The sequence below is a fragment of the Aeromonas media genome, assembly GCF_020423125.1.
In the GTDB taxonomy this organism is placed as follows: domain Bacteria; phylum Pseudomonadota; class Gammaproteobacteria; order Enterobacterales; family Aeromonadaceae; genus Aeromonas; species Aeromonas media.
This window is the reverse complement of the sequence record NZ_CP075564.1, coordinates 3,980,323-3,996,169: the sequence shown is the minus strand read 5'-3', so window position 1 is coordinate 3,996,169 and position 15,847 is coordinate 3,980,323. Positions and strand designations below refer to the sequence as shown.

General features: G+C 60.9%; 16 protein-coding genes and 1 other RNA gene. 13 read left to right on the top strand and 4 right to left on the bottom strand.

The genetic code is table 11. The features are described 5' to 3' along the window. Nucleotide 1 precedes the first annotated feature (1 nt). From KI797_RS18460 to KI797_RS18445, 4 genes are all read left to right on the top strand, one after another. Entirely contained in the window at nt 2–1,219 is a 1,218-nt protein-coding gene (locus KI797_RS18460) for a cytochrome b (RefSeq protein ID WP_226170528.1), read from the top strand. Continuing rightward, complete coding sequence (locus KI797_RS18455; protein WP_226170526.1) at nt 1,216–1,950, top strand: cytochrome c1; 735 nt, start codon at nt 1,216–1,218, stop codon at nt 1,948–1,950. The genes KI797_RS18460 and KI797_RS18455 overlap by 4 nt, the downstream gene beginning before the upstream one ends. Nucleotides 1,951–2,037: 87 nt before the next feature. Beyond that, nucleotides 2,038–2,667, top strand: coding sequence for a stringent starvation protein SspA (sspA, locus tag KI797_RS18450; RefSeq protein ID WP_226170523.1), 630 nt, complete (start codon nt 2,038–2,040; stop codon nt 2,665–2,667). Nucleotides 2,668–2,684: 17 nt separating this feature from the next. Then, entirely contained in the window at nt 2,685–3,092 is a 408-nt protein-coding gene (locus KI797_RS18445; protein WP_025328512.1) for a ClpXP protease specificity-enhancing factor, read from the top strand. A 46-nt stretch (nt 3,093–3,138) separates the two neighbouring features. Here the strand turns inward: KI797_RS18445 and dolP are convergent, their stop codons facing one another. From dolP to KI797_RS18425, 4 genes are read right to left on the bottom strand one after another with little or no spacing between them, the layout of a single operon-like run. After that, nucleotides 3,139–3,717 carry a division/outer membrane stress-associated lipid-binding lipoprotein gene (gene dolP / locus KI797_RS18440; protein ID WP_005331387.1) on the bottom strand — a complete coding sequence of 193 codons (579 nt, stop codon included), beginning with the start codon at nt 3,715–3,717 and terminating at the stop codon, nt 3,139–3,141. 4 nt (nt 3,718–3,721) lie between these two features. Next, entirely contained in the window at nt 3,722–4,312 is a 591-nt protein-coding gene (locus KI797_RS18435; RefSeq protein WP_005331389.1) for a D-sedoheptulose-7-phosphate isomerase, read from the bottom strand. Nucleotides 4,313–4,321: 9 nt separating this feature from the next. Then, nucleotides 4,322–4,717 carry a YraN family protein gene (locus KI797_RS18430; protein WP_081805612.1) on the bottom strand — a complete coding sequence of 132 codons (396 nt, stop codon included), beginning with the start codon at nt 4,715–4,717 and terminating at the stop codon, nt 4,322–4,324. Beyond that, nucleotides 4,635–6,425, bottom strand: coding sequence for a penicillin-binding protein activator (locus KI797_RS18425; protein WP_226170521.1), 1,791 nt, complete (start codon nt 6,423–6,425; stop codon nt 4,635–4,637). Before KI797_RS18425 ends, KI797_RS18430 begins: the two co-directional genes overlap by 83 nt. A gap of 199 nt (nt 6,426–6,624) precedes the next feature. Here KI797_RS18425 and rsmI point away from each other — a divergent pair, with 199 nt between their 5' ends. The 9 genes from rsmI (at nt 6,625) to mraY (ending at nt 15,847) form a co-directional block, all read left to right on the top strand. Beyond that, nucleotides 6,625–7,458 (top strand): 16S rRNA (cytidine(1402)-2'-O)-methyltransferase, encoded by an 834-nt coding sequence (gene rsmI / locus KI797_RS18420; protein WP_226170519.1) that lies wholly within the window; start codon nt 6,625–6,627, stop codon nt 7,456–7,458. A 62-nt stretch (nt 7,459–7,520) separates the two neighbouring features. Next, nucleotides 7,521–7,907, top strand: an RNA gene (gene rnpB, locus KI797_RS18415) — RNase P RNA component class A. A 444-nt stretch (nt 7,908–8,351) separates the two neighbouring features. Continuing rightward, a complete protein-coding gene (gene mraZ / locus KI797_RS18410; protein ID WP_005332092.1) occupies nt 8,352–8,810 on the top strand; it encodes a division/cell wall cluster transcriptional repressor MraZ in 459 nt (152 codons plus the stop codon). After that, complete coding sequence (gene rsmH / locus KI797_RS18405) at nt 8,811–9,749, top strand: 16S rRNA (cytosine(1402)-N(4))-methyltransferase RsmH (RefSeq protein WP_218410014.1); 939 nt, start codon at nt 8,811–8,813, stop codon at nt 9,747–9,749. It abuts the gene before it with no gap. Nucleotides 9,750–9,752: 3 nt separating this feature from the next. Continuing rightward, the gene (gene ftsL, locus KI797_RS18400; protein ID WP_226170516.1) at nt 9,753–10,067 is read left to right on the top strand and encodes a cell division protein FtsL; all 315 of its coding nucleotides are present in this window, start codon (nt 9,753–9,755) and stop codon (nt 10,065–10,067) included. Beyond that, nucleotides 10,064–11,830, top strand: coding sequence for a penicillin-binding transpeptidase domain-containing protein (locus KI797_RS18395; RefSeq protein ID WP_042649039.1), 1,767 nt, complete (start codon nt 10,064–10,066; stop codon nt 11,828–11,830). The genes ftsL and KI797_RS18395 overlap by 4 nt, the downstream gene beginning before the upstream one ends. A gap of 104 nt (nt 11,831–11,934) precedes the next feature. After that, entirely contained in the window at nt 11,935–13,419 is a 1,485-nt protein-coding gene (gene murE / locus KI797_RS18390) for a UDP-N-acetylmuramoyl-L-alanyl-D-glutamate--2,6-diaminopimelate ligase (protein ID WP_226173166.1), read from the top strand. After that, nucleotides 13,416–14,771: a UDP-N-acetylmuramoyl-tripeptide--D-alanyl-D-alanine ligase gene (gene murF / locus KI797_RS18385; protein ID WP_226170513.1), complete on the top strand. Its 1,356-nt coding sequence runs from the start codon at nt 13,416–13,418 to the stop codon at nt 14,769–14,771. Before murE ends, murF begins: the two co-directional genes overlap by 4 nt. Beyond that, a complete protein-coding gene (gene mraY / locus KI797_RS18380; RefSeq protein WP_226170510.1) occupies nt 14,765–15,847 on the top strand; it encodes a phospho-N-acetylmuramoyl-pentapeptide-transferase in 1,083 nt (360 codons plus the stop codon). Before murF ends, mraY begins: the two co-directional genes overlap by 7 nt.

Genomic DNA, 15,847 nt, shown 5'->3' with positions numbered 1-15,847 from the left:
CATGTTTGCCAAACTCATGGGCTGGATTGACGATCGTTTCCCGCTCACGGCCATGTACAACGATCACATGGCCAAGTATCCGGCTCCCAAGAACCTGAACTTCTGGTACTTCTTCGGTTCCCTTGCCATGTTGGTGCTGGTCAACCAGATCATCACCGGCATCTGGCTCACCATGAACTACAACCCGTCGGCGGAGGGTGCCTTTGCCTCCGTGGAATACATAATGCGGGACGTGGACTACGGCTGGCTGCTGCGCTACATGCACTCCACCGGCGCCTCCGCCTTCTTCGTTGTAGTCTATCTGCACATGTTTCGCGGCATGATCTACGGCTCCTATCAGAAGCCGCGCGAGTTGCTGTGGATCTTCGGCATGCTGATCTTCCTGGTGCTGATGGCCGAAGCCTTCATGGGGTACCTGCTGCCCTGGGGGCAGATGTCATTCTGGGGAGCCCAGGTCATCATCTCGCTGTTTGGCGCCATCCCGGTCATCGGTGACGACCTGACCCTGTGGATCCGTGGTGACTATGTCATATCCGGCGCCACCTTGAACCGCTTCTTCGCGCTGCACGTGATTGCCCTGCCGTTGGTGCTGGTGATGCTGGTGGCCATGCACATCCTGGCGCTGCACGAAGTAGGGTCCAACAACCCGGACGGTATCGACATCAAGAAGCACAAGGATGAGAACGGCTGGCCGCTGGATGCGGTGGCATTCCATCCCTACTTCACCGTCAAGGACATGATTGGGGTGGCGGGCTTCCTGTTCCTGTTCTGCGCCATCATCTTCTTCAAGCCGGACATGTGGGGCTACTTCCTGGAGAAGCCGAACTTCGAGGTGGCGAACGGACTGAAGACGCCGGCGCACATAGCCCCGGTCTGGTACTTCACCCCCTTCTACGCCATCCTGCGGGCGGTACCAGACAAGCTGCTGGGGGTCATCATGATGGGGCTCTCCATCGTCGTGCTGTTCCTGCTGCCGTGGCTGGATCGCTGCAAGGTACGTTCGGTGCGCTACCGCAGCACCCTGCACAAGCTGAATATCGCCCAGTTTGTGGTCTGCTTCGTCATTCTGGGTGTGCTGGGCGTACTGCCATCGACGCCTATGCTGACGCTGATCGCGCAGCTTTGCACTCTGGGTTATTTCGGGTTCTTCGTCCTGTTGTTCTTCTACAGCAAGAATGAAAGCACCAAGCCGCTGCCGGAGAGGGTGACATTCAAATGAAAAGAATAATTTTTGCAGTGCTGGCCCTGCTGCCCGGTCTGGTATTGGCCGCTGGCGGTGGCTTCCCCCTCGACAAGGCAGAGTACGATCTGAGTGACAAGGCATCCCTGCAACGGGGTGCTGCGACCTTCATGAACTACTGTGCAGGTTGTCATTCCACCCAATACCAGCGTTATAACCGGGTGGCTGCCGATATCGGCATTCCGGAAGAGTTGATGAAGGAACACCTGGTCTTCACCGGTGCCAAGATAGGTGATCTGATGAAGAGCGCCATGTCAGAGAAGGATGCGGCGCGCTGGTTCGGGGCGCCGCCGCCGGACCTGACCCTGGTGGCAAGAGTGCGGGGAGCTGACTGGATTTACACCTATCTTCGTTCCTTCTATGTGGACGAAACCCGACCGTTCGGGGTGAACAATGCGGTCTTCCCGTCCGTGGGCATGCCCCACGTATTGGAGCCGTTGCAGGGGACTCCCCGTGCCAAGTTCGAGACGCACACCCTGGATGGAGTGGAGATGCAGCAAGTCGTCAGCATCAAATCTGACGGCAATGGTGAAATGAACAACGAAGAATATGATCAGACGGTACTGGATCTGGTAAACTTCTTGGTCTACTCGGCTGAGCCGGTGCAACAGGAGCGCGAACGCATGGGCTTCTGGGTGCTCGGTTTCATCGTAATCTTCTTCATCTTCACTGTGCTGTTGAAGAAGGAATTCTGGCGCGACGTTCACTAAGCGACCAGATCGGAGTAATATGACGCACGGCAATGAAGATCAAAATGCTTCATTGCCGTTTCTGCTTTTTAATGACGGGAGGGTTCAATGGCTGTAGCTGCCAATAAGCGTTCGGTAATGACGCTGTTTTCCGGTGCCAACGATATGTTCAGCCATCAGGTGCGCATTGTCCTGGCGGAGAAGGGTGTTAGCGTGGATATCTGCCAGGTTGACCTGAGCAACCTGCCGGACGAGCTGGCCGAGCTGAACCCGTACAACACTGTACCTACTCTGGTGGATCGCGAGCTGGCGTTGTACACCTCGCGCATCATCATGGAGTATCTGGACGAGCGCTTCCCGCATCCGCCCCTGATGCCTGTCTATCCGGTGGCTCGCGGCAACAGCCGTCTGATGATGCATCGCATCGAGCTGGACTGGTACTCTCTGGCTGACAAGATCATGGCGGGCACCGATACCGAAGCCGCTCGTGCCGAGCTGCGTGACAACCTGCTGGCCATCGCCCCTATCTTTGGCGAAATGCCTTATTTCATGAGCGAAGAGTTCGGTCTGGTTGACTGCTACATGGCTCCGCTGCTGTGGCGTCTGCCGAGCCTGGGCATCGATTTCACCGGTCGTGGTGCCAAAGAGCTGAAGGCCTACATGGTCCGTCTGTTCGAACGTGAATCCTTCCAGGCCTCTCTGACCGAGGCTGAACGCGAGATCCGTGCCAGCGTATGAGTAGTTCGGAACCGACCATGACACCCAGTCGCCCCTATCTGTTGCGGGCGTTTTTTGACTGGTTGCTGGATAACGACTTGACCCCGCATCTGGTGGTCAATGCCAATATCCCCCATGTGATGGTGCCGATGCAGTTTGTGCAGGATGGGCAAATTGTCCTGAACATAGCGCCTCGGGCCGTGGGCCAGTTCCACATGGATAATGATGCCGTCAGCTTCAGCGCCCGCTTCGGCGGCGTGTCACAGCAGGTCTACATTCCCATGGCGGCCATATTGGCCATTCATGCCAGGGAAAACGGCGTGGGAACCCTGTTCCCGCCTGAGCCGGGCTACGATCTCTGGCTGGAGCAGGCCGAGGCACCGGTAGAACCCGAGCCGGAGCCACCGCGCCCGACGGGTCGTCCGACCCTGAAAGTCATCAAATAAAAAACGCAGCCAACTGGCTGCGTTTTTTTATCTCGTCATTGCCCACTTAGTTCTGGGCAAACTCGAAGGCCTTGATCACCTGCTTGACCCCGCTGACGTGGCGGGCGATCTCCACTGCCTGATCCCCTTCCTGACGGGTCACCAGGCCGATGAGAAACACCTCGCTGTTCTCGGTGACTACCTTGACCTTGGTACTGTCGAAGTTCTTGGTGCCCAGCATGTCGGCCCGTACCTTGGAAGTGATCCAGGTATCGTTGCTGCGCACCCCTATGCTCACCGGCTTGCCGAGACGCAGCTCATTGTAGACATGACGCACCCCTTCGATCCGGCCCACAATTTTGCCCGCCTCCTGCTTGTATGCGTCAGACGGTGTCTGACCGACCAGCAAGACGCGGCCGTTGTTGCTGTAGACGCTGATCTTGCTGGCGGCGCTCAGCGGCTTGTTGTCGGCCAGCAGATTGGCCGCCTTCAGCTCTATGGCCTGATCGTCCCACTGGGCACCCAGGGTGCGACGATCCCCGGTCGCCTTGGCGGTACCGGCTGCGCCACCGACTACCACGGCGGCACAGCCTTGCAGCAGCAGGGCACCGGTCAGCAGGGCGAGTGCGAGAATAGGCTTCTTCATGGTTTCAATCTTCCTGTTGCGGGAAAAGTGTCTGGTCGATGAGATCACAGAGGCAGTGCAGGGTCAACAGATTCACTTCCAGAATGCGAGGGCGGCGGGCGGATGGCACGCGGATCTCCACATCGTTGGGCCCGAGCAGGCCGGCTATCTCACCACCGTCGCCCCCCCCGAGCACTATGATGGTCATGTCGCGGGAGAGTGCCGCCTCGGCGGCCTTGATCAGGCTGCGGCTGTTGCCCGTGGTGGTGAGCACCACCAGGATGTCGCCGGGCTGACCCAGAGCCCTGATCTGCTTGGCATAGACCTCTTCGAAGCCGTGATCGGTGGCGATGGCGCTGATGGTGGCCATGTCGGGGGTCAGAGCCAGGCCGGGCAGGGAGGGACGTGGCGTCTCGTAGCAGTTGACCAGCTCGGAGATGAACAGCTGTGCCAGGGCCGAGGAGGGACCATTGCCGCATGCCATGACCTTGTGGCCATTGAGCAGGCAGATGGTCAGCATCTGGGCCGCGGTGTGGATGGCGTCCGGCAGCGCCTCGGCGGCGGCTATCTTGGTCTGGATGCTTTCGGTGTAATTCTCTTTGATGGGATCAGTCATGGGGTCCTCTTAAAATGCGCTCTGGATCCAGTCTGGCTGGTCGCCCTCGAACGCGATCACATCGAATCGGCAGGCCTGGCTGGCCTCGTTGATGGCATGTTGCTTGAAATAGTGGCGCGCGGCCAGCACGATCTTGTGCTGCTTGCGTTGGGTGACCGAGCTGGCGGCTCCGCCATGGCTGGCCCGAGCGCGATATCTGACCTCGACAAACACCAGGGTATCCCCCTGGCGCATGATCAGATCTATTTCACCGCCACGGCAGCGGTAGTTGCGGGTCACGGGTTGCAGGCCGCGGGCCTGCAACCAGCGTTCCGCTACTTGCTCAAAGTGCTGTCCCTTGCTCGTCGCTGCCGACGGCAACAGGTTCAACCACTGCTGGTGCAGTTGTGCCAGTAGCCTCTTCATGGGTGGTGTCCTCCAGCTGGGGCACGGCGCTGTCGCTGACCAGCTTGCCATTCTGGTAGGTGGCCCAGTCCAGCATGCGCACTATGTTGCCCTGGGGATCCACGCTCAGCTGGCCGCTCATGCCCGGTTGCTGCATGGCATTGAGCTTGCGCATCTGCGGCAGGTTGCCGGCCAGACTGACCGCGTCGTAGCCGAGGGCAAACAGGCGCAGCAGGTCACCCTGGGTCTGTGGCCAGTGCAGGGCTATCTGCTCCCGTTGCTGCTCATAGCCTCCCAGCAGCAGCGGCATGTCGGAGATGTGCATGCCGTTGAGTTCGGAAGCCACCTCGGTCGCCCCGCTGTCATAGCCTCGCGAGCTGCTGTAGATGGGCAGGCTGCCCATGGGATTGACCGAGATGTCCACATAGGGCTTGATCATCCGGGTCTCCAGGCTGTTGGCCACCACATAGACGGCATCTATGCTGCGCGGCGCCGCATCAGAGAGCTGCACTATCTCCCCGGCCCGGGCGGTGGAACGACCGCTCAAGGCATTCTTGACCATGCCCTGCACCTCGTTGCGCGCCCCGAAGGTGGCGACCACGGGCTTTTCCTGGCTGACGCCAGCCCAGGCCTGCTCGAATGCCTTGATGCTGCTGTAGCCAATCCGGCCTTGCGCCGCGATCAGCAGCGGCTTGCGGTAACCCTGGCCATAGAGGTACTGGGCGGCCTGGCTCGCATCGGCGGCGGCGGAGAGGGAGAAGTAGAAGGTGTTGTCGTTGATGATCGGCTTGTCCAGCTCATTGAGCGCCAGCACCGGCACGGTCGGGCTGGCCTTGAGCAGCTCCTCGACCTGGTCTTTGAGCAGCGGGCCTATGATCATGTTGGCCCCCTCCTGGATCGCCTGCTTGTAGAGATCCCCCATCGCCTTGCCTTGTGTGTCATAGAAGTTCAGGGTGAATTGCCCCTGATTCTCCTCGTAGGACATCAACATGCCGTTGCGGATGGCGGCGCCTTGCGCCTCCAGATTGCCGGAGAGGGGCAGGAAGACGGCGACCTGCTGCAGTGCACCTGTGTCCGTGGTGGCGAGATCCCCGAGGCCAGCCGGCATGTTGGTCTGGGCCGGATGGTTCGGGAAGCTCTGCTTCCAGCCAGCCAGCTGGCGGGCGAGTTGACTCGGCTGGGCGCCGAACTCGTTCACCAGTGCCGCCAGTCGCAGCCAGCCGGTGGTCACGTCGGGGGCCGGTGCCTCTTCCAGCGCCTGCAGGGTGGAGGGGGTCATGCTTTTGAGCAGGGACCAGATCTGCTGGTGGTTGGTGGCCAGCTCATTCTTGGCCAGGTAGGGTTCCAGCAGGATCAGCGACTTGGCCGCACCAAACTTGTTGTTAATGTCCAGTTGCAGCACCACCCGCTGGCGATACCAATCCTTCTGGGTATCGGCATCGAGGGCCACTTCCGGCTTGCCTTCCAGCAGGATCAGGGCCTGATTGGCATTGCCCTGGGCCAGCAGGAGGTGCGCCTGCAGCAGTTGCAGCTGTGCCTGCTGTACCGGGTTGCCGGGCTGCTTCTGCAACTGTTGATACAGGGCGGCGGCCGGTTTGGCCTGGCCGAGCGCCAGATAGCTGCGCGCCGCCATCACCTGCCAGGTGAAGGCCTCAGCCGGTTTGGCGGGATCCACCTGCTCCAGATACCACTGGGCATTCTTGGTCAGATCCGAGAACGCCGACGGCATGCCGGGCTCCGCGGAAGATGGGTTGGGCTCCGACGCACAGGCGGCGAGCAGTACTGCCGCGAGTATGATGCCGAAGAGTCGTGATACACTTAGCTGCTTTGTAACCCGGTTCAAGTTCATTCCCCGACCAGTGTTGAAGTTCTCCATAGTGTAAACGGGCCAATATGGCGACACAATTGTCGGGACACTCGGAGATCCCATGAGTGACACCCCAACCCTGTATATAGTCCCCACCCCCATCGGTAATCTGGCGGATATCACCCAGCGTGCATTGGACATTTTACGCAGCGTCGATCTGGTGGCCGCCGAAGATACCCGGCACTCCGGCATCCTGCTCAGCCACTACCAGATCTCGGTGCCGACCTTCGCCCTGCACGATCACAACGAACAGCAGAAGGCGGATGTGCTGATCGGCCGGATCAAGGAGGGCAAGAGCGTCGCCCTGGTCTCGGATGCGGGCACCCCGCTCATCAGCGACCCCGGCTATCACCTGGTCACCCGCTGTCGCGAGGCCGGGGTCAAGGTGGTGCCGCTGCCGGGACCTTGCGCCGCCATCACTGCACTCTCTGCCGCAGGTCTGCCCACAGATCGCTTCGCCTTCGAAGGATTTCTGCCAGCGAAAGCCAAGGGGCGCGACGATCGGCTGCAGGCCGTCATCGAAGACACCCGCTCCCTGGTGTTCTACGAGTCACCGCGCCGGGTGCAGGATACGGTGGAAGCCATCGTTCGTATTCTCGGTGAACGCCAGGTGGTGGTGTGCCGCGAGCTGACCAAGACTTTCGAATCCATCCACGGTCTGCCTGCCTCCGAGATGCTGACCTGGCTTGGGGAAGACGATAATCGCTGCCGTGGCGAAATCGTGCTGGTGGTCGCCGGTGCCAGCAAGGTGGATGAAGATCTGCCCGCCGAGGCTATCCGCACTTTGGGGCTGCTGGTAGCGGAGCTGCCGCTGAAAAAAGCGGCTGCTCTCACCGCCGAGATCCACGGCGTGAAGAAGAATGCCCTCTACAAGTACGGCCTCGAGCACTATTAATTGCCGTAAAGGGGAATTGCCGGTTTACCCACACTGTGTCACGAGGCTATAATCCGCGCCTCGGAGTCGGCTGGGCAATCGCTGCTTCGTCGTTGTGTCCCTCGGGACAGACGGGCGGAGGGGAGGAAAGTCCGGGCTTCATAGGGCAGGGTGCCAGGTAACGCCTGGGAGGCGCGAGCCTACGACCAGTGCAACAGAGAGCAAACCGCCGATGGCCCGCAAGGGATCAGGTAAGGGTGAAAGGGTGCGGTAAGAGCGCACCGCGCGACTGGCAACAGTTCGTGGCACGGTAAACTCCACCCGAAGCAAGACCAAATAGGCCCCTATTGGCGCGGCCCGCGTTGGGGGCGGGTAGGTTGCTTGAGCCAGTGAGCGATTGCTGGCCTAGAGGAATGATTGCTACCCGGGGCAACCCGGTACAGAACCCGGCTTACAGGCCGACTCCGACCTATTCCTGAAGAGCCTTGCGATTTATCGCGAGGCTCTTTTTTATAGCGGTAGAAAATAGCAAAAGATTGGATGGAGATACTGGCCGACATAGAGAGGTATCATGAAAATTACATGTAAATCAATATATTGCATTTTTGTTTGCATACGATTGTCATGCATTACTGTGTAAAAAGAGGGGAGACTCCAGCATATGTTACTTCTTTCACATTGTTCATTTTAAAAATGTTCGCAATTAATCCTATGGCCGTTAACACAAATAACTTGTGGAAAATCAACTCATTTAATCTGTAGCCTCCCTGCGCTGCGTCAATATGTTCCCCATGCCTGAGATCCTTGCTTGAAAAGCCCCCTGCTCGTCCTTAAACTTCATGGTGGAGAAAAGTGGATCAAAGTGGTTTTTATCGGGCGATTTGCCCCCTTAACTCATTTTCAGGGACTGCAATTTGTTGCGTGGCGCTCACGCCATCAGCCTGGACAGCAAAGGGCGACTGGCGATTCCGACCAAATATCGAGATTGGCTGCGCTCCGAGCGCGACGGCCAGCTGGTCTGCACCATAGACATTGCCCACCCCTGTTTGCTGCTTTACCCCCTGAGTGAATGGGAAGAGATAGAGCGCAAGCTCAAGACACTTTCCAGTACCAACCCGGCTGAACGCCGCCTGCAGCGCATGTTGCTCGGACACGCGACCGAGTGCGAACTAGACGGCAATGGCCGTCTGCTGCTGAGCCAGCCACTGCGTAGCCACGCCGGGCTGGACAAGAAGATCATGCTGGTGGGCCAGCTCAACAAGTTTGAGTTGTGGGATGAAGCCCGCTGGCAACAACAGATCAATGACGACATTCTGGGCCTGCCCGAGGACGATTGGGCAAGTTCACCACGACTACAGGACTTTTCTTTATAAATGACCCAAGCCGCTGAACACATCACAGTGCTGTTGCACGAAGCCGTCGAAGGGCTGGCCATCAAGCCGGACGGTATCTACGTCGACGGTACCTTTGGCCGGGGTGGTCACTCTCGTCTCATTCTCCAGCAACTGGGTCCCAACGGCCGGTTGATCGCCATCGACCGGGATCCCCAGGCCATTGCCGAGGCGGCCAAGATCCAGGATCCCCGCTTCGAGATCGTGCACGGTCCCTTCTCCGGCATCACCAGCTACCTGAGCGATCGCGGTTTGCTGGGCAAGGTCGACGGTTTCCTGCTGGATCTGGGAGTCTCTTCTCCCCAACTCGACGACGCCGAGCGCGGTTTCAGCTTCATGAAAGACGGCCCCCTCGACATGCGCATGGACCCGACCACGGGCCAGAGCGCCGCCGAATGGCTGGCTCGCGCCGATGTGGATGATATCGCCTGGGTGCTGAAGACCTTCGGCGAGGAGCGCTTTGCCAAGAAGATTGCCCGTGCCATCGTCCATGATCGGGTGACCGAGCCCTACGTGCGCACCCGCCAGCTGGCCGAGATGATTGCCCGGGTCAATCCGAGCAAGGAGAAGGGCAAGCATGCGGCAACCCGAAGCTTCCAGGCCATCCGTATCTATATCAACAGCGAGCTGGACGAGATCGAGACTGCGCTGAACGGTGCGTTGCAGGCGCTGGCGACCGATGGTCGTCTCTCCGTCATCAGCTTCCATTCCCTAGAAGACCGGCTGGTGAAGCACTTCATTCGCAAGCACGAGAAGGGGCCGGAAGTGCCCCATGGCATCCCGTTGACCGAGGCTCAGCTGGCCGGTGGCCGCAAGTTGAAGTCGGTCGGCAAGGCGCTCAAACCTTCCGAACATGAAGTCACCGAAAACAGCCGGTCTCGCAGCTCGGTGCTGCGAGTCGCCCAGCGCCTGGCGGATTGAGTCATGAGTGAGGTACGGATTCATCTGTCCAGGGAGATCATCAGCGATCTCTGGCACCACAAGTTGCAGGTCGTGTTGACCCTGGCCGTACTGATCACCGCCTTTGCGGTGATCCTGGTGACCAACATGACTCGCGGGTTGACGGCCAAGCAGAATGACCTGATGGCGGAAGAGGACAGGCTCAACATCGAGTGGCGGCACCTGCTGCTGGAGCAGGGTACCTTGGCCGAACACTCCCGGGTGGCGAGTCTGGCCATGGATAAATTGCAGATGGCTCGCCCGTTGGTGACCACCGAAAAGGTAATTACACAACCATGACACGCAAGGCCGCCACCAAGGCTCCGGCAAAGGACAAAGCCAAGGTTAAAGCACCGTCACTCTACCCGTGGCGCTTTCGCACGCTGGTGTTTTTCATCGGCATCGCGTTTGCGGGGCTGATCTTGCGGCTGGCCTGGATCCAGGTGATAGATCCGGACAGACTGCGCCAGGAAGGGGACATGCGCTCCCTGCGTACCACCTCCACCCAGGCGGTGCGCGGCATGATCACCGACCGCAACGGCGAGCAGCTGGCGGTCTCGGTGCCGGTCGAGGCGGTCTGGGCCGATCCCAAGACGGTCCACGAGTCCGGCGCCATCCACAACGAGCGCGCCTGGCTGGCGCTCTCCGCTGTGCTCAAGCTCGACATCAACACCCTCAAGCACCGCATCTCCAACCCCAGCAAACGCTTCGTCTATCTGCAGCGTCAGGTGACCCCTGCCGTGGCGGAATACATCAAGGGCCTCAAGCTGGGTGGTATCTACCTGCGCCCAGAGGCGCGCCGTTTCTACCCGACCGGCGAGATCAGCGCCCATCTGGTGGGGGTGACAAACATCGACGGCAGCGGTATCGAGGGGATAGAGCGCAGCTACAACGAATGGCTGACCGCGACCCCGGGCGAGATGCGGGTGCGCAAGGACAGGCAAGGCCGGGTCATCGAGCGGCTCGGCCTAGTCAAGGAGGGCAAGCACGCCAACGATCTGCAGCTCAGTATCGATCAGCGGGTGCAGGCGCTGGCCTACCGCGCCCTCAAGCGCGCCACCGACGAGAACAAGGCGACCTCCGGCTCCATGGTGATGCTGGACGTCAAGACGGGCGAAGTGCTCGCCATGGTCAACACCCCCTCCTACAACCCGAACAACCGGGGCCAGTATCAGAGCTTCCGGGTGCGCAACCGGGTCGTGACAGATACCTATGAGCCGGGTTCGACCGTCAAGCCTTTGATCCTGCTCAGTGCCCTGCAGGCGGGCGTCACCAGCTGGAAGGACACCATACCCGGTGGTCCCCTGTTCATCGGGGCCAAGCAGATCCGCGATGTGAGCATTCACAAGGCGACCAATCTGTACGACATACTGCGCTACTCCTCCAACATCGGCATGTCGCGGATCGCGCTGCGGATGCCGGCCCAGGAGATGATCAACACCCTCAGCATGGTCGGTTTCGGCATGGATACCGGTAGCGGCCTGATGGGGGAGAGCGGCGGCATGCTGCCCCAGCGCCGCCGCTGGTCCGACATCGAGCGGGCGACCCTGTCGTTCGGCTATGGCCTGCGGGTCACCCCGCTGCAGCTGGCTTCTGCCTATGCCACCCTGGCCAACAAGGGCAAGCGGGTGCCGCTCTCCATCATCAAGGTGACCACGCCGCCCAAGGGTGAGCAGGTCATCGACCATAACAACGCCACCGCCATGCTGCAGGCGTTGGAGTACGTGGTCAGCAATGCCATTCCCAAGGCGCAGATCCCGGGTTATCGGGTCGGTGGCAAGAGTGGGACCGCCAAGGTCGCCGTCGCCGGTGGCTACGGCAAGGATTACATGGCCTGGTTTGCCGGTTTCGCACCGGCCAGCAACCCCCGCTTCGTCATGGTGGTGGTGATCAACGAGCCCAAGGGCGATGCCTATTACGGTGGTGCCGTGGCGACCCCGCCATTCGCCGAGGCCATGGGTGGCGTGCTGCAGCTCTTCAATATTCGCCCCGACGCCATCCCCCCTGAGGTGCCGGCGAAGCTTGCCCGTACGGAGACCGCCAATGGCGCACCTCGTACCTGACAGGCATCCGCGTTTCTCTGTCGACCCCGCGACTGTCGGGGTGTTTTCCATGGCGCCCCGTCCCCTGAGCGTCTGCATTCCTGTCCATTCGGAGGCTTCCCATGTTGCCGACCCGCGCACTTGATCAACTCATGAGCCATTTCGGCATCACTGCCCCGGCGCTTCCCCTCACCGACATCCAGCTCGACAGCCGGCGAGTCGGGCCCGGTTCTCTCTTCGTGGCAATCCGGGGCCACCAGATGGATGGCAGGCGTTTCATCGAACAGGCGGTGGCTCAGGGAGCGACCGCCGTCCTGTTTGAGGAGGATGGGGAATTCGTTGTCCCCGTCACTTCCATCCCCTGTTTCGGGCTCAAGGACCTGCCCGCTCGCCTCTCCGAACTGGCTGGCCATTTCTATGACCATCCGGCGCAGAAGCTGCAGTTGGTGGGCATCACTGGCACCAACGGCAAGAGCACCACGGCCCTGCTGGTCGCCAACTGGCGCACCCTGCTGGGAGGCAAGGCCGGTGTGATGGGTACCATAGGCAACGGCCTGTTTGGCAATCTGATCGAAGCGGAAAATACCACAGGCAGCGCCGTCCAGGTGCAGGCCAATCTGGCGGCGCTGCAACAGCAGGGAGCCGATCTGGTGGCGATGGAGGTCTCCAGCCACGGTCTGGTGCAGCATCGCGTCGCAGCTCTGCCGTTTTCCGCGGCTGTGTTCACCAACTTGAGCCGTGATCACCTGGATTATCACGGCACCATGGAGGCCTATGGTGCCGCCAAGGAAGAGTTGCTGAAACTGGTGGACGAGCCCTGCGCCGTCATCAATGCCGACGACCGTCTGGGGCGCCAGTGGCTGGCAGCCTACCCCGGCGCGGTAGCCTTCGGCGTGCATGGCCCGATTGAAAACCATGCCGGGCGACAGTTGACGGCGCAGGACCCCCATTTCCACCAACAAGGATTTGACACGCGCATTAACTCCAGCTGGGGGAATGGTGTATTATCCGCCCCCTTGCTCGGCCGCTTCAACGTCAGCAATGTGCTGGCCGCCATGGGCGCCATGCTGGTACTGGGTTATGACTTCGATGCACTGTTGGCCAGCGCCCCGAAACTGCAACCAGTGACCGGTCGCATGGAGTGCTTCGGCGGTGGCAAGGCGCCGCTGGCGGTGGTCGATTATGCCCATACCCCGGATGCGCTGGAGAAGGCATTGCAGGCCCTGCGGGTGCACTGCGAAGGCCGGCTCTGGTGTCTGGTTGGCTGTGGTGGCGACCGGGATCGCGGCAAGCGGCCCATGATGGCCGCCATGGCGGAGCAACATGCGGACTGCGTGATCCTGACCGACGACAATCCCCGTACCGAGGCGCCGGAGCAGATAATGGCGGACATGGTGGCGGGCCTTCGCGATCCCGGTCTGGTGCAGATCGAGCACGACAGGGTCAAGGCAATCCAGCTGGCGCTGAGCCAGGCGAGCAAGCAGGACATCATCCTGGTGGCCGGTAAGGGCCACGAGGATTATCAGATCATTGGAACCGACAAGCGGCACTACAGCGATCGGGAAACCGTCGCGGCCGTGTTGCACACATTAATGGAGTCATTCACATGATGACCCTCAGGCTTGCCGACCTGGCGCAGGTGCTCGATGCCCGTCTGATCGGCGGCGATCACGAGATCACGGCAGTCAGTACCGACACCCGCACTCTGGGCAAGGGGGCGCTGTTCGTCGCGCTGCGTGGCGAGCGTTTCGACGCCCACGATTTTTGCGACCAGGCCGTTCAGGCAGGGGCCTCTGCCCTGCTGGTGGAGCGCGAGCTGCCGCTGGCCATTCCGCAACTGGTGGTGGCCGATACCCTCAAGGGGCTGGGTCGCCTCGGCAAGCTGGTGCGCGAGCGGATCAACCCGAAAGTGCTGGCCATCACCGGCAGTTGTGGCAAGACCACGGTGAAGGAGATGGCGACCGCCATCCTGCGCCAGGAAGGGGAGGTGCTGGCCACCGCCGGCAACTTCAACAACGAGGTGGGGGTGCCGCTCACCCTGCTGCGCCTCGAGGCGCAGCACCAGTTTGCGGTGATGGAGCTGGGTGCCAACCACCCGGGGGAGATCGCCTGGACCACGTCGCTGGCCCAACCCGATGCCGCCATCATCAACAATGTGGCAGCCGCCCATCTGGAGGGGTTCGGCTCCCTGGAAGGGGTGTTCCACGCCAAGAGCGAAATTTTTGAGGGTCTGAGCGAGGGTGGCACCGCCATCGTCAATGCCGACAACGAGTTCTGGCCGAAGTGGCAGGCGAAGGGCATTCATTGCGCCTTCTCCCTCGAGGATCAGAGCCAGCCGTTCCACGCCCGTGACATCGTACTCAACGGGCAGGGCTGCGCCGAATTCGTGATGCTGACCCCTCAGGGGGAATTGACCCTGACCCTGGCCATTCCGGGCCGCCACAACGTGGCCAACGCCCTGGCTGCCGCTGCAGGTACGCTGGCGCTGGGCGCCTCGCTCGCCTCGGTCAAGGCCGGACTCGAGCAGATGGCACCGGTCAAGGGCCGCTTCTGCGTGCAACGCTGGGGTGGCCTCACCCTGGTGGATGACACCTACAACGCCAGCGTGGAGTCCGTGCTGGCGGGCATCGATGCCCTGACCGCCATGGGCGGCTACAAGGTGCTGGTGTTTGGTGACATGAAGGAGTTGGGGGAGGAGTCCGAGGCCCAGCACGCCCGGGTCGGACACCACGCCCGCGAGCAGAGCCTCGACGCCGTGCTGACGGTAGGAGAACAGAGTCGTCACACCGCAGATGCCGCGGCGGGTCGACATTTCGATAACAAGGCGTCGTTGTTTGAAGTGCTTGCGCAAATGATAAATACACATCAAGAAATCTCGATCCTGGTCAAGGGTGCCCGCGGGTCCCGCATGGAAGATATCGTCAAGATGGTCGTTGACCGTCAGGAGTCAGCCACATGCTAGTCTGGCTGGCGGAACTGCTCACCCCGCACTTCACCTTCTTCAACGTCTTCTCCTACCTGACGTTCCGCGCCATCCTGTCGATCATCACCGGTCTGGTGGTGGCGCTCTGGATGGGGCCGCGCCTCATCCGTCGTCTGCAGATCCTGAAATTCGGTCAGGTGATCCGCAACGACGGCCCCGAGTCACACCTCAGCAAGAAGGGCACCCCGACCATGGGAGGCCTGATGATCATCGCGGCAATCTTCATCTCCGTGCTGCTCTGGAGCCGCCTCGACAATCCCTATGTCTGGCTGGTGCTGTTCGTGCTCGGTGCCTACGGTGCCATCGGCTTTGCCGACGACTACCTCAAGGTGGTGCGCAAGAACACCGACGGCCTGATCGTCCGCTGGAAGTACTTCTGGCAATCCGCCGTTGCCCTGGCCGTGGCGGTGTTCCTCTATGCCACCGCGACCCATGACGGCCAGACCCAGCTGGTGGTGCCCTTCCTCAAGGATGTGATGCCACAGCTCGGTCTGATGTTCATCGTGCTGACCTATTTCGTCATCGTCGGTACCTCCAACGCGGTCAACCTGACCGACGGCCTGGATGGGCTGGCCATCATGCCGACCGTGATGGTGGCGGGGGGCTTCGCCTTTGTCGCCTGGGCCACCGGCAACGTGAACTTCGCGAACTACCTGCACATTCCCTACGTGCCCTACACCTCCGAGCTGGTGATCGTCTGTACCGCCATCGTCGGGGCGGGTCTGGGGTTCCTCTGGTTCAACACCTATCCGGCCCAGGTCTTCATGGGGGACGTCGGCTCCCTGGCGCTGGGCGGCGCGCTCGGCACCATCGCCGTGTTGGTGCGTCAGGAGTTCCTGCTGGTGATCATGGGGGGCGTCTTCGTGATGGAGACCGTCTCGGTGATCCTGCAGGTGGGATCCTACAAGCTGCGCGGCGTGCGCATCTTCCGCATGGCGCCCATCCATCACCACTATGAGAAGAAGGGCTGGCCGGAGCCGCGCGTCATTGTGCGCTTCTGGATCATCACCCTCATGCTGGTGCTGCTCGGCCTTGCCACCCTGAAGGTGAGGTAA

What these genes read in the sequence shown, in the direction of transcription:
- KI797_RS18460 (WP_226170528.1), top strand. Translation starts at nt 2, where the DNA reads ATGTTTGCCAAACTCATGGGCTGGATTGACGATCGTTTCCCGCTCACG.
- KI797_RS18455 (WP_226170526.1), top strand. Translation starts at nt 1,216, where the DNA reads ATGAAAAGAATAATTTTTGCAGTGCTGGCCCTGCTGCCCGGTCTGGTA.
- sspA (WP_226170523.1), top strand. Translation starts at nt 2,038, where the DNA reads ATGGCTGTAGCTGCCAATAAGCGTTCGGTAATGACGCTGTTTTCCGGT.
- KI797_RS18445 (WP_025328512.1), top strand. Translation starts at nt 2,685, where the DNA reads ATGACACCCAGTCGCCCCTATCTGTTGCGGGCGTTTTTTGACTGGTTG.
- dolP (WP_005331387.1), bottom strand. Translation starts at nt 3,717, where the DNA reads ATGAAGAAGCCTATTCTCGCACTCGCCCTGCTGACCGGTGCCCTGCTG.
- KI797_RS18435 (WP_005331389.1), bottom strand. Translation starts at nt 4,312, where the DNA reads ATGACTGATCCCATCAAAGAGAATTACACCGAAAGCATCCAGACCAAG.
- KI797_RS18430 (WP_081805612.1), bottom strand. Translation starts at nt 4,717, where the DNA reads ATGAAGAGGCTACTGGCACAACTGCACCAGCAGTGGTTGAACCTGTTG.
- KI797_RS18425 (WP_226170521.1), bottom strand. Translation starts at nt 6,425, where the DNA reads ATGCCGTCGGCGTTCTCGGATCTGACCAAGAATGCCCAGTGGTATCTG.
- rsmI (WP_226170519.1), top strand. Translation starts at nt 6,625, where the DNA reads ATGAGTGACACCCCAACCCTGTATATAGTCCCCACCCCCATCGGTAAT.
- rsmH (WP_218410014.1), top strand. Translation starts at nt 8,811, where the DNA reads ATGACCCAAGCCGCTGAACACATCACAGTGCTGTTGCACGAAGCCGTC.
- ftsL (WP_226170516.1), top strand. Translation starts at nt 9,753, where the DNA reads ATGAGTGAGGTACGGATTCATCTGTCCAGGGAGATCATCAGCGATCTC.
- KI797_RS18395 (WP_042649039.1), top strand. Translation starts at nt 10,064, where the DNA reads ATGACACGCAAGGCCGCCACCAAGGCTCCGGCAAAGGACAAAGCCAAG.
- murF (WP_226170513.1), top strand. Translation starts at nt 13,416, where the DNA reads ATGATGACCCTCAGGCTTGCCGACCTGGCGCAGGTGCTCGATGCCCGT.
- mraY (WP_226170510.1), top strand. Translation starts at nt 14,765, where the DNA reads ATGCTAGTCTGGCTGGCGGAACTGCTCACCCCGCACTTCACCTTCTTC.